Genomic DNA, 13263 nt, shown 5'->3' on the forward strand with positions numbered 1-13263 from the left:
TCAGAGTTCCGATTGAGTCGGAAGTGTTTGATTTTTAAAATTTTGTGTTTTTAAAACAATGCGCTGACTAATTAAGACGCTGATTACTGAGCCAATTGCCAATACCAAGTAAAAATGTCCATAGCCTAATGATTTTGCGAGAAAGCCTGAAAATGCACCGCCAATGAAGTAAACGAGCAATTCAAAGCACACTAATATGGTGAAATCGGTACCCGCCTGTTCTTTAGAACTGGTCTGCATGAAATAGGCATAGAGTGATGTCATGGCGATATAACGAATGGCTAGCATCAACACGACAAATAGACCTAAAAGCAGATGCCATTGATTCAACCACTCCAATACAACGGCTGCCCCAATGACGGCATATAGCAATGTACGTAACCATCCTGCCCAGACCAACAATTGCGTCGCTTTGATTTTTTTCAGCAATACAGCTGCACTAACAGCTGCAATCAGACCGACACCGGCACCGACCACAGACATCAACACCCCGATCTGAGACAGTGACCATTTTTGATCGATCAACATGGGATTCAGCATTGCCATAGCGGGTGCTTCCACCACGCGATAACAAACGATGAGCAGCAAGGCCCAACGAATCGCAGGTCGTTTAAACGCTTGTCGTAGGCTTGGTTTGGCTTTGGCAATTTGAGTTTGTGGTTCTTCTTGAATAAAAAACACAGCAAACATGGTTAAAAATGTCAGCAGCGCTAAAGTTGTGAGCGCTGACTGCCAACCCCAATATTGGTAAATCCATAAAGTTGCAGCGCCACCAAGCATGCTACCGACGGCCACCCCAATACTCTGTGCCATACTGCCCAGACGGTAATTGCCTTCGGTAAATTTCTCTACGGTATAACCATCAATCGCAATATCTTGCGTTGCCGCAAACGTTGAAATCCATAAACCAACAATGACAAATAAAGTCAGCCCATAAGAAAACTGCGTAAAGGCTAAAACCAGTACCCCCAGTACCAATGCGATTTGCGTAAACAACAGCCATGTTTTACGTTTACCGAGTTTTTTGACATAGAGCTGATCGATCCAAGGCGCCCAAAAAAACTTGAATGCCCATGGAATATAAAGCAGCGATAACATGCCGATCCAGCGTAAATCTACCCCTTGATGTCGTAAAATGGCAGGCAAAGCCACATTGTAAAAATACAAAGGCAATGCATGTGCTAAGTACAAAATGATCACGACGCTCAAACTCAGGACTGAAATTTGAGATGGTGAAATTGCATGATTTAATTTTCTTGAGTGTTGTTGCATATCCACCTCTGCACTGCCCATTGCAGCGCATCAGACTGTTCTAATGAAACGTAATAAGGCACACGCCACGCTGCATGCAGCGCGGGTGTATTTAAACGTTTGAAGTCATCTGGATCTAGCGCAATACGCACCAGACCCAAACAATATTGAAAAAAGAGATGTTTAAACTTCTTGTACCAAACGGCCTGTATTTGCCGATATTCTTCAGGAAAAGTCGTTCCCTCAGCCGTTTGCATAACCAAAACAAAGGGCTGACTTTTCAGAAAAAAGCGCTCAACTTGAGTCAACCATTGTTCAAACTCTTCCACTGAAACATGCGCTGAAAAGCGCATGTCCAGTATGTGCATGTGGGTGCAGCGATAACTCATGACACCGCCTTAGCTAGTTGCTGATGCTGAAATGCCTTGGAGTCGTTTAAGTAATGACCAAATTTTGAATAAAATGTTTCTCTAAAGCAGTAATACAACATGGCGGTCTTTTCAGGCATTGGGATTAGGCGCTGCGCTTCATAGCACATGTCTTCAACTACGACGGCATAAGGCTTCACACTATGATCAGGCTCTCCCACAATCTTGGCTGATGCGGCATTTTCAAAGATATAAAAACTCAATAAACGCATGACGGGACGTAAATAGCCTTTACCAAAAACGGACTTTTCACCAAATAACAAATGCCAACCTAGATCAAGCTCATCACCGTCGTAGTACAAACCTAATCGATCCCGTTTTCCTTCGTAGATCTCTGTGTAGCCCACATCTTCACCATTTACCCCCACAATCAAAATTCGGTGATGATCATCTGCCAGCATTTTTTCGTAATACACTTTTAGTTCAGTTTCTAACTTATTGAGCCGCCACTGTGGAATAACATGAGGTTCATGCATCCATTTATGAACCAAAGCCATATCTTCTGGATATTGCATTTGTCGTAAGTAGTATTGCGTCTCATTCTCATGGTACTCATAAAAATCAGGTAGTTGTCGTGATAACGTTGTCATGATGTCGTCCTTTAAATTTGTTTAATCTTTTCTGTTCTTAGCTCAAAAATCTGCTTATGAAGCAATACGGTTGGTTGTCATTTTCTGCTTAGCAGTATGCTGTTGTTCTGCCCACTGATTTAACGTGCTTGGACTCACAGGGTTTGCAATTGGATCTAAAAATACAGGTACTGGGCGTTCTGCTTCGTCGTTATAACTGGTGGTAAACAGTCGAACTCGGTTCAGACAAATTTTCTCGAACCTTGGACGGAACATACTGAATTTTTCAATACGATCTGCCAATTCAGGATGTGCCTGATGAAATTCATCGATCACGCTGGAGATGGTTTGCCAAAACTCAAGTTCTATATGCTCTGGATAATCTTCAAGGAAGACATTACAGATATAGCGGTAATGCACCATGAACAAACCTGTAAAGATAAAGTGACTAAGTTCTTCAGCAGGATGACGCAGTAAAATTTGCCCTTCAGGTGGTAAATTTTCGAGTTCTGGAAAATCTTCATCAACTAAATTGACATCATCAATAAAGTCCTTCAGCACCATTTTTTTCGGTAAACCATTTTCATGGATCAACATGGTGTTTTCACCGTGTGGAGAAAAAGCCAAACCATATTTGTATAAGCAAATCAGTAACGGTGTTACACAAACTTCGGCAAAACGCTTCAACCATTGCAAAGGCGTCAAACCTGAAGCCTGAATCAACACGGATAAAATAGACTGACCATTTAGATCTCGATGCAACAATGCTGCTTGGGAAAGCGCTAACTGATGTTCACCGATGTAAGGCTCTACACTTTCACGCCATAAGCAACCAAACAATTCTTTAAATTGGTAAGGCGCACCGTCTATCTGATCAAAACATGGCTGTTGCAAAGTTAAACTTGCAACTTCGCCCAAAAATACTACCTGTGTTTTTTGCAGGTCTACATCTTGATGTTGAATGTCCTTCAGCCAAGCGGTCACCGCAGGTGCAGCCAAATTTCGTTTTGAAGGCAGACCTCTATAGACCGCCGTATTAAAGATACTGACGGGTAACTTCACATAATGCCGTTCAGGATGACTGGTATTGCATAAGGTACGAATTGATTGCATTGGCACATAATCATCTTGTCCAATGTCCAGCTCTACAATGCGCTGATCGACGATTTCATTGGCATAGGTCGGGATTAACCACTGATGCCACTGCCATGCATGTACAGGAATAAAGAAATACTCAGCAGCATCTAAGGCATTGTCCGCTAATTGCTGTTGAAAATCGTGTAATTGTGCAGAGTTCAACTCATGGCGATATAAGCTTTGCGCATCCCAAGCCTCGGTCGAACGAAACTCAGCTAAATCACGATGAACAGCTAACCATAAGACTTTGACTGTTGGAGAAATCTCTGGTGCTGAGCTTAAATAATCATCATAGCCAAAACCCATACGGCCTTTACTCATAATGAGCCATGGGTGTCCACGTAACATGCCTTCAATTTGATAGTGCGGTGCTGACAGCACAGCCTGACTTAGCAATCTCTGTTCATCAAAAACATGTGCTTCAGCCAACCATGTATTGTTCATTTCTTTAATCAAATAAGCCTTGGTAAATGGCTTCACCTCAGCTTGAGTTGAAAAAGCACGAATAAATTCATGCAGATTCCATGCGGGCTGTGCTGTCGATTCACTTAATTCGCGAACGCTCCCTTCAACAATACGCCAATGCCCAAGCAGAAACTGTGTCGCTTCAAATTGATACGTTTTGTCATCCAGATTGAGTTGCCATGTGTTATTTTCCACTGGCTGAATCTGAATAATTTCTTCATATAAAAATTCAGCAATCGCCATTTCAATCAGTCTTTGCCCTGCACGGCGCCACTGCGTTTGATCTATCTGTAATTTTGCAAATGTCATTATAATTTCTCGAGTTTAACCGTATTCTGTTCTTGCTTATTCGGCATGGTCGTATTGCGGTTCATTGCATAGTTGGCAATGGTTTTTTTACGGATAAAGGTCTTTGGATATTGGTTGGTGCTGATTTCTTCACAATGCCCATACTGTGCATTTCAGCATTTTCACAGGGTGAAAAATGTTGGAAACTTTGCGCTTGATCACCCAAATCGTATAAGTTAAAACCCAGTAATTGATTGGCAATGACTGCTGCACGGTGAGCACCCAACCCTAAATCAGGAGTCCCGACACCGTGACTGTGCATTTCCTGATTTTGAACAAAGATCTCACCGACAGCGTCATGCTGTACTCGGTAGTCCTGACTAATTTTCCAGCGACCGAATTCATCACACTGAATCAGCGGTTTTAGATATTTGAGATATTGCCACTCTGGACTGTGATATCCCGTTGAAGCCACAACAAAGTCTGCATCTAGATAGAATTGTTCTGCTGTAACTTTGTGCTGAAACTGCAAACGGATACCCGCACCATGCGGCTCGGCAGCAACCAAACCCACCTGAGCATGTAAATGCGTCTGTTGAATATTTTGACCAATGCTCCGGTGATACAGTTTTTGGTAAATCTCACGGATGGTTTTTGCACTGATGCCCTTATATAACAAGCCTTGTTGCTTCAGTTGTTCGGCTTTATTTTCGGGGCTTAGTTGATAAAAATGCGCGGTATAATCTGGACTAAAATGCTCTAAACCCAGCGGTGCATATTCCATCGGGAAAAACCCATTAGAACGGGTCATCCAATGCAATTTAAACTGCGCTGTTGTAGTCTGATCCTGCAAATATTGACGATCAAAAAGATCCATAAAGACTTCGGCCGAAGACTGGCCTGATCCCAGTACAACCACATTACCTTTCAAATGATTTAACTCTGCATTGCAATAATTTGCAGAATGTAAGCAGCGCTCCGGATATTGCTGTTGTATGTCTTTTAGACACTGTGGTAAATGCGGAACATTGCCCGAACCAATGACCAGATTTCGGCATTGATAACGTCTAAAACGTCCATCTTGCTCAACCATGACTTCAAAGCCTTGCTCTTGGGCATAAATGGTTTTTACGGTTGATTGATATTGAATATGCTCTAGTTGGTCTGCAACCCACTGACAATAATGGTTATATTCACGTCTAGGAATCTGTGCTTGTTCTAAAAAATAGAATTTATATAATCGTTGCTGTGTCTTTAAATAGTTTAAAAAACTAAAAGGACTGGTTGGATCGACCATGGAAACCAGATCGGCCATAAACGGCACTTGCAGCACGGTATTGGGCAATTGCATACCCGCATGCCAGTCAAACTGTGGTTTCTTTTCAAAAAATTGATACTGCAAATGATTTTGCTTATGTAGCAAACTCGCCAAACTAAGGTTAAATGGCCCTAAGCCTATCCCAATAAAATCAAGCATATTGCACATCCTTCTGTTCCACACATAAAGGATTTGGCAACGGTACATAAACCGATTGCTGATCGACTGGGGCAATCAATTCATCCAGCTCATACAAGCGTGTCAACAGATTGCCCTTATACGGCAAGGTCGGCTGATACAGTAATGAATGAATCAATGAACTCTCTGGATAAGCCTGATGTAAGTCCAACAGTTCATTTTGCAATATCGATATCAACACTTGCTCTGTGACATATCCAGTTGCACCAATTGCATTGATGATGCCGAATAAAGTATTACCAAAGAAATAATAGCTAAAGCGCTCATCGACAAAGGCTTTGGAACCCACGGCATGCGCTTTTTCTTGCAACTCTGGAAATGCGCTTAAGACCTCACCTGCAAGTTCTTCGATATAGTAAAAGCCTTGATTGTCACGCAGCCATAGATATTTAGGCATTGCATTTTCAAGCTCAAGTAAGACATTTTGCTGATGTGATTCAAAGGCCATTCCGTATTGATGGTACAAATACATTAATGGTTTTAGACTGATAGCTAAGAATTGTTTAAACCAATTGATCGCAATGGCGCTTTGATCAAGTTCAGGTTGTTGTTTTGCGATTTGTTCAAATAAGGCATTAAAACGGCTTTTCGGCTGTGCAGGATGATCTTGGCACAATGACGCAATACAACACACCTGCTGCTTTTCACTAAAAGGCTGATCACGGAAGATGCAAATAGTTTCATCGACGATTTCATCATCTATGCTCAATGCCATCCAAGCAGGATCATTCACCGCTTTGAGCGTTGGGCATTGTTGTAAAATATGTTCACCGAGGCTTGAATGCCAAAGTCGATGGGTCATTTCGCCACGGTGACATTCTTTGGCAAGATTGACTCGGATTGAATTGGTGATCATCACGGAAAGTGATGGTTTCAACATCCACGGCGCAGCAAAACTTGCTAGTGTACGTACCGAAGTTGTTGGGGAAAATACCCAACCTTTCTCGCCAAAATCGATAATTTTTAATTTGGTTTTTAAACTTTTAAACCATGCTTTTGACTGTAAATAACGTGCTTGCCAAGGATGCAAAGGCAATAACTTATAATGCGAATAAGCATTCAGTAGTGCTTGATCTGTTTCTGATAAATGCCATTGCAATTCACTTTTCAATTGCGCTGATATAGATTGATCTAAAGCTGAACCTTCTTGAATATATTCTGGAGCTACCAACCAATAATGCAGTTGGCTTAGACCTTTGGCTTCTGGCGAATACCTTTCCCAATCTTCATGCACAAAACCAACCCGACTTTTCGGTGCAGGATGCATGCTGTGCCCTAAAATTAAAGCTTGTTCCGATTCAATGAAACTTTGTTCCGCTTGGACCAAAGCCTCAAAATCATGTTCACGTAGTGTCAAAAATTGAATAAGCGCTTCACGACTTTCGATCCAACGCTCCAATAATGATGAAGCATCCAGTGTATGACCTGACTCTTGTACGAGCTGTTCAAGCAATAAACTCGCGATCGCGGTGATACTAAATGACTGTTTCTGTCCCTTGTTAAAGACGTGTGGGAGATCTGCAAGACGATGTCTACCAACAAGGCTGACATAAGATAGTGGTACAAATAACTGTGATTGAATGCAATCTAAAGGGATGCATAACAACGTCAAGCCTTGGCTAAACGTCAATTGTGATGAATTCTGTTGATACTTTTCCAGCAAAATACCTTTACCGGTTTCTTGTGAGTATGCATTGACAAGATGCTGCATCGCCAAGCGATTAGCAAGCTCTTTCATCTGACCATATCCTCTATTTTTAAGCTTTTCCAAGCTTTGTCATGTAATTATGTTTCTTTAACTGTGCAAGTAATGCTTAGTACGCTGGCCAGCGTGAAACTATGTTAATGATAATCATTATTGTTAATAATTGCATTTATGTGAAGATTTGCTACAGGATTGCAAATTTGGTCTTATCTCTATGTATTTAAAAATTAATTTTTTTGATATGAACTTTTCTGTTTTTATTTATACAATTTTTTGATATGGAACTAAATGATAATTTTCTCATTTAGCATAGAACAAATAAATCATGTTGCTTATTTTTTAGCCATATTATCACATTGTGCAACTTAAACTAAAAACCCATGTCTTTTACATGGGTTTTTATATTCTGCTTTGAACCAAGCTTTTATTTAAATCAAAGAACGAAATGTGCAGTTAAATTTTAATCATTGAAGACTTTACTGGCATCATACTGATCATGCACCTTTATTGACTATAAGCATGTATTTCATAACAAACACCTACTGATTTCTGATCCATATCTTCTATTTAGACTGGTTATACAGCATGAATTATGTACTCCAACGATTGGGTTGAAATCAATCAATTGATTTAACAACCCAATCCAAAAACTTGTGCTTATCAAAAAAGTCTGGCGCAGCATTCGCAAATACACTTTTTTCTCTGTTGTTAAATATTCCTTTGTAATAAAAAGACCTATCTGCGGTAAATTTTGACTCATCCCCTTCATGTAATTCTTTAAAGAAAATCGATAACTGCATAAATCGACTTTTAGATGCTAAACCATGTTTTTCTAATACAAAATTATAGATTTGCTCAATAATCGCTTTAGTATTTGAATAAGGCATTTTGTTGTCTCTTTATTAGATCGCTCTTTCAAATTACAGCTTTTAAATTAAAATACAACTGTTTTAGTCGGATTTTAAATACCTATTTTTTTATAAGTATTTTTATAATTAAACACCTTTAAGTGCTATTAGTGAATCAACCTCTAAACATGAAGTTTTACTAAATTCTACTTCTGCGACTACATACATTTTCGTTATTTAAAGCTAAAAACGAAACAACAAAAGTGTAGTCTTAGCTAGAACTTCCAAATTAAAAATAATCAGTTGAAGTGAAATGAGCCGTATTAGTATGTACAAAATACGAATTAACCAAGATTAAAATGTTAAAAGTTTTAGCTGAACAAGGAATTCACCTAGATGCATAACAAAATTTTAAAGTTTATAAGTTTTCTCATTTTTAGCAGTATTTTAACAACAGGATGTAAATCTTCACCGTCTCCTCAGCAAGAATTAGATGTACAGGCAAATTTTTTCCCGTCTATGTTGAGAATTGATGGAAATCTCTTTGCCTTAGCGAATCAAACACCTCCTAATGATTTAACTATAGAATTATTTAAATCAACACTACTCAAAGCAACTTTGTTAAGAAAATACGAAGCTGAGGCAAAAAACAATTTTAGTTTAGAAAAAAATAGAAATCCAATTGAGCTGAATTCAATGTGTTTGATGACTAAATTTCTTCTAAATAAATCATATATTCAAAAAGCTAATCTCAATCCTGAATTTTATGAAGATATTTACGGCTGGATTACAACAAAGAATAGTTCTTGGGAAAACTTACTTAAAGAGACTAAACCTAGAGAGTTCGAATATTCATGTGTGATTTCTCCTTCAAATATCCCTAATTAAGATGTGACATCGAACCAAAAAGCCGCTTAATGCGGCTTTTGTAATTTTATAGATTTTGAAGTGGAAGGTATTCCCTCTAAATTCACTTAAATTTAAGTAGTCAAAAACCGCACTTAAACATCTATCACATCAGCAAAATTTGCACCCAAAACTTTTGCTAAATCTTCGGGTTTTAAACCAATATCCAAACCACGCTTACCACCACTCACATAGATTTTAGCTAAGTTCTGTGCAGAAGCATCGATCACAGTTTTTAAGCGTTTTTTCTGTCCAACTGGACTAATACCACCAACCAAATAACCGGTTAAACGCTCTGCATCTTTTGGGTCAGCCATTTTGAGTTTTTTACAGCCAAATGCTGTGGCTACTTTTTTCAAATTTAGCTGATATTCAACTGGCAATACGGCAACAAAGTAATTTTTATCGTCCGTAACCATCAAGGTTTTAAAGACTTCTTCGACGGTTAAACCAAGTTTTTCCGCAGCTTCCAAACCAAAACTTTTTGCTTCTGGGTCATGGTCATATTCATGAATTGTAAAGTCGATTTTATTAGATTTTAAGAGTTTACATGCAGGTGTCATTGCTTTTTCGTCATTCCATTCGGACAACTAGGAAAACTCGATTATAAGCCTATTCTAGAAAGACCGGCGAACACTTTTATATTTTTCATGAACATGACTTGTGCAATAAGTTTGAGTTGAATACATTTAAATAAAGCAAAAATTTCAAAAAAATATGACAACGCTGACTCAAGACCTCATCCAATTATTATCTGTAGTGCCCAAAGATCAGGGCTACTTTTTGGCACAGAGCAAACCTCTGTTTGGTGACCATATTTTTGGTGGGCAATTACTTGCTCAGAGCATAGTCAGTGCATCCTTTACCTGCACACTCCCACTCCACTCTTTACATGCCAACTTTATTTCTGCGGGCCTTGCAAATCATCCCGTATTATTTAAAGTCGAAAATTTACGTGATAGCCATAGTTTTTCCACTCGACAAGTGACCGCCATACAGTATGGCAAACCAATATATATGGTGATGTTGTCCTATATGAATAACGAAATGGGTATGGAGTATCAAATACCTGAACCAGATCTGATCCCACAGTTTCCACCAAGTATGCTCAAAGAAGAGCAATTCCATAAAGCGCAAATCCAATCATCTATTTCACCTGAATATCTGGCCACATTTTTACAGCCTTTTCAGCTTATATCTAAACCAATTGAATACGTGCTGACAGATTTGCCACCGTCCGGTCAAACTTCTGTCTTAAATCAAAATCAATATGCAGAATATTTAAAACTCCATGATGCCTTGGATGCACAATTTGACCAACTTCATATACATCAGGCCATTGCAGCATACTATTCAGACTATAATTTATATTCTGCGGCGCTCAAAACACATGGTTTAAATTATCTGTCTCCTGAACTCATCGCAACTAGTCTTGATCATTCGATGTATTATCATCATGCCTTGCGGGTGGATGATTGGGTTTTCTATGACATGAATACCACCCGAACCTCCCAATCACGTGGGCTTAGTCATGGGCAAATGTGGCAAGATGGAAAATTAGTCGCAAGTACTACACAAGAAAACTTAATGCGTTATACAGGCGAATCTTGAGGCCTGTGACAATCTTTAACATTCAAATTCTTGTTAAGTTAAGCATCAATCGTATAAAATTCATGCAAATCATACCGCTATAACAATAATATGCCTTCGATCTACCAGCTTAAGCCTGCATTTCAAAACCTGCTTCGACCTTTGGTTAAATCACTTCATCATCTTGGTATTACAGCAAATCAAGTAACACTACTGGCAATGTTCATTTCGCTAGCTGTGGCATTTTTTATTTATATCTATTTTTCTCACAATGGTATTGGCATTTTACTGCTGATTTTCCCTGTATGGATGCTTATTCGTATGGGCTTCAATGCCATAGATGGCATGCTAGCACGTGAGTTCAACCAACAATCCAAACTCGGTGCTTTTTATAATGAATTATGTGATGTGATTTCCGACTCAGCACTCTATTTTAGTTTAATTTGTTTTGCTTTTATTCAAGCTGAACTGCTGATTTTGACCTGTTTTCTCGCCATACTTGCCGAATATACCGGTGTGATGGCGCCATTAGTGGGGCAAGAACGTCGTTACGATGGTCCAATGGGAAAAAGTGACCGCGCTTTTGTATTTAGCATCATCTGCGTCATCATCGTGACCTTTTCTATATTGAATGTTGGCTTAAATACATTGTCTCTTATCTGCAATAGTATTTTGATTATTACCATCTTTTTATTATTTATTACGATTTATAACCGCATTAAAAATAGCATTATCAACCCACAATAAATTTCAGTTTAGATCGTCAGTCGATTCATTATTTTGAGAACAACACAATGTATAACAATACTCAGCATACCTTTACGAGCCATGATGGAACATCCTTGTTTTATCAACATTGGGAAAATAGCAGTTTAAAAAGCAACCGTAAGAAAAAAGCGGTGATCTTATTTCATCGTGGCCATGAACATTCGGGACGAATGGCGCATTTGGTCAATGAATTGAATTTACCTGATTTTGATTTTTTCGCTTGGGATGCGCGAGGTCACGGTAATACTCCTGGTGAACGAGGAGATGCACCGAGCTTTTCTGCATGCGTTCAAGACATTCAATATTTTGTTCAGCATATAGAACAAAATTACCAAATTCGATCAGAAAATATAGCAATTGTAGCTCAAAGCGTTGGCGCTGTTTTAGCCGCGACATGGGTGCATGATTATGCCCCTAAAATTCGTGCTTTATGCCTTGCCTCGCCTGCATTTGACATCAAACTCTATGTGCCTTTTGCAAAACCCGGCTTAACACTCCTCAACAAATTCGCCGGCAACTTTTTTATCAATAGTTATGTCAAAGCCAAAATGTTGACGCACGATACTGCACGTGCGCAAAGTTATGAAACAGACCCGCAGATCGCTCAGGCCATTTCAGTCCGGATGCTGCTGGGGCTATACGCAGCTTCAGATCGAATCGTTAAAGATGCACAAAATATTTTTGTTCCTACTCAAGTCTTATGTTCAGGATCTGACTTCGTGGTGCATCAAAAACCGCAATTGGCGTTTTATCAAAAACTTCCTCATCCAATGAAGGAATTTCACGTCTTAGACGGTTTTTATCATGATACTTTGGGTGAAAAACATCGCAAAATCGCCACAGATAAAATCCATCGCTTTATTCAACAATGTTTTAAACAACCCTATTCCGCACCTAAACTTTTAGATGCCGATAAAATTGGCCCGAGCTGTGCTGTTGCAGAAACCTTAAGTTCAACGCTTCCAAAACACTCTTTAAAACATGCATTTTGGAGCTTAACCAAACAAAATCTTAAAATTGGTAGTCTCTTTTCTAAAGGTTTAAAAATTGGTGAAGATACAGGATACGACTCTGGCAGCACCTTAGATTTTGTCTACAGAGATCAATCAGAAAGCCAAAATGCTCTCGGTAAAATCATCGATCGACAATATTTAAATGCGATTGGTTGGCGTGGTATTCGCGTTAGAAAACAAAATATTGAAGCGCTATTAACGAAATATGCTTCTAAGTTAAATGATGCCCAACACGCAGTACGGATTATGGATATTGCAGCAGGTCATGGCCGTTATATTTTAGATGCTGTACAAAAACTGCCTGAGCAGCCTGAATCCATCCTGCTTAGAGACTATAGCTCGATCAATGTACAAGCGGGTCAAGCAATGATTGAGCAAAGAGGTTTAAGCCAGATTGCCAATTTTGTAGAAGCGGACGCCTTTGATGCCACTTCTTTAGCCAGTGTTGAACCTAAACCGACTTTAGCTGTGGTATCAGGTTTATACGAATTATTTAGTGATAATGATTTACTTAGACAGTCCTTATCAGGCTTAAGTCAAGCCATTGAGAAAGATGGTTATCTCATCTACACAGGTCAAATTTGGCATCCGCAACAAGAGTTTATCGCCCGTGTCCTGACCTCACATCGCCAAGGAGATGCATGGGTGATGCGTTTACGCTCACAAGCAGAAATGGATGCATTAGTTGAGCAAGCTGGTTTCAAAAAAATCGATCAAGTTATTGATGAGTTTGGTATTTTCACCGTTTCCGTTGCACAAAAAATTTAAGCTTGGACGGT

Annotated in this window: 12 protein-coding genes; 4 read left to right on the top strand and 8 right to left on the bottom strand. The window is 39.3% G+C overall.

Features of this window, described 5'->3' with window-relative positions; genetic code table 11:
- The 7 genes from FTU16_RS03710 to FTU16_RS03740 all read right to left on the bottom strand — a co-directional run bounded on the left by FTU16_RS03710 (position 1) and on the right by FTU16_RS03740 (position 8246).
- Positions 1 to 1272, bottom strand: a complete 1272-nt coding sequence (locus tag FTU16_RS03710; RefSeq protein ID WP_257227087.1) for an MFS transporter — start codon at positions 1270 to 1272, stop codon at positions 1 to 3.
- Positions 1248 to 1640 (bottom strand): hypothetical protein, encoded by a 393-nt coding sequence (locus tag FTU16_RS03715; RefSeq protein WP_180162726.1) that lies wholly within the window; start codon positions 1638 to 1640, stop codon positions 1248 to 1250. Before FTU16_RS03715 ends, FTU16_RS03710 begins: the two co-directional genes overlap by 25 nt.
- A complete protein-coding gene (locus tag FTU16_RS03720) occupies positions 1637 to 2269 on the bottom strand; it encodes a GNAT family N-acetyltransferase (protein WP_180162727.1) in 633 nt (210 codons plus the stop codon). Before FTU16_RS03720 ends, FTU16_RS03715 begins: the two co-directional genes overlap by 4 nt.
- A gap of 54 nt (positions 2270 to 2323) precedes the next feature.
- Positions 2324 to 4159, bottom strand: a complete 1836-nt coding sequence (locus FTU16_RS03725; RefSeq protein WP_180162728.1) for an IucA/IucC family siderophore biosynthesis protein — start codon at positions 4157 to 4159, stop codon at positions 2324 to 2326.
- Between the two features lie 61 nt (positions 4160 to 4220).
- A complete protein-coding gene (locus FTU16_RS03730; RefSeq protein ID WP_180162729.1) occupies positions 4221 to 5615 on the bottom strand; it encodes a lysine N(6)-hydroxylase/L-ornithine N(5)-oxygenase family protein in 1395 nt (464 codons plus the stop codon).
- Positions 5608 to 7392: an IucA/IucC family siderophore biosynthesis protein gene (locus FTU16_RS03735; RefSeq protein WP_180162730.1), complete on the bottom strand. Its 1785-nt coding sequence runs from the start codon at positions 7390 to 7392 to the stop codon at positions 5608 to 5610. Before FTU16_RS03735 ends, FTU16_RS03730 begins: the two co-directional genes overlap by 8 nt.
- A 584-nt stretch (positions 7393 to 7976) precedes the next feature.
- Positions 7977 to 8246: a hypothetical protein gene (locus FTU16_RS03740; protein ID WP_168378663.1), complete on the bottom strand. Its 270-nt coding sequence runs from the start codon at positions 8244 to 8246 to the stop codon at positions 7977 to 7979.
- Positions 8247 to 8603: 357 nt separating this feature from the next.
- On the opposite strand from FTU16_RS03740, the gene FTU16_RS03745 reads away from it, so the two are divergent.
- A complete protein-coding gene (locus tag FTU16_RS03745) occupies positions 8604 to 9095 on the top strand; it encodes a hypothetical protein (protein ID WP_180162731.1) in 492 nt (163 codons plus the stop codon).
- Between the two features lie 113 nt (positions 9096 to 9208).
- Here the strand turns inward: FTU16_RS03745 and ybaK are convergent, their stop codons facing one another.
- The gene (ybaK, locus tag FTU16_RS03750) at positions 9209 to 9676 is read right to left on the bottom strand and encodes a Cys-tRNA(Pro) deacylase (protein ID WP_180022788.1); all 468 of its coding nucleotides are present in this window, start codon (positions 9674 to 9676) and stop codon (positions 9209 to 9211) included.
- Positions 9677 to 9830: 154 nt separating this feature from the next.
- Between ybaK and FTU16_RS03755 the strand changes: the two genes are divergently transcribed.
- The 3 genes from FTU16_RS03755 (at position 9831) to FTU16_RS03765 (ending at position 13252) form a co-directional block, all read left to right on the top strand.
- Positions 9831 to 10724, top strand: coding sequence for an acyl-CoA thioesterase II (locus tag FTU16_RS03755; RefSeq protein WP_180162732.1), 894 nt, complete (start codon positions 9831 to 9833; stop codon positions 10722 to 10724).
- A 90-nt stretch (positions 10725 to 10814) separates the two neighbouring features.
- On the top strand, positions 10815 to 11450 hold the full coding sequence (locus FTU16_RS03760; protein WP_180162733.1) for a CDP-alcohol phosphatidyltransferase family protein: 636 nt from the start codon (positions 10815 to 10817) through the stop codon (positions 11448 to 11450).
- Between the two features lie 47 nt (positions 11451 to 11497).
- Positions 11498 to 13252: a bifunctional alpha/beta hydrolase/class I SAM-dependent methyltransferase gene (locus FTU16_RS03765; protein ID WP_180162734.1), complete on the top strand. Its 1755-nt coding sequence runs from the start codon at positions 11498 to 11500 to the stop codon at positions 13250 to 13252.
- The last annotated feature ends 11 nt before the right edge of the window (positions 13253 to 13263 follow it).

This window comes from Acinetobacter sp. YH12069 (assembly GCF_013419675.1).
In the GTDB taxonomy this organism is placed as follows: Bacteria; Pseudomonadota; Gammaproteobacteria; order Pseudomonadales; family Moraxellaceae; genus Acinetobacter; species Acinetobacter amyesii.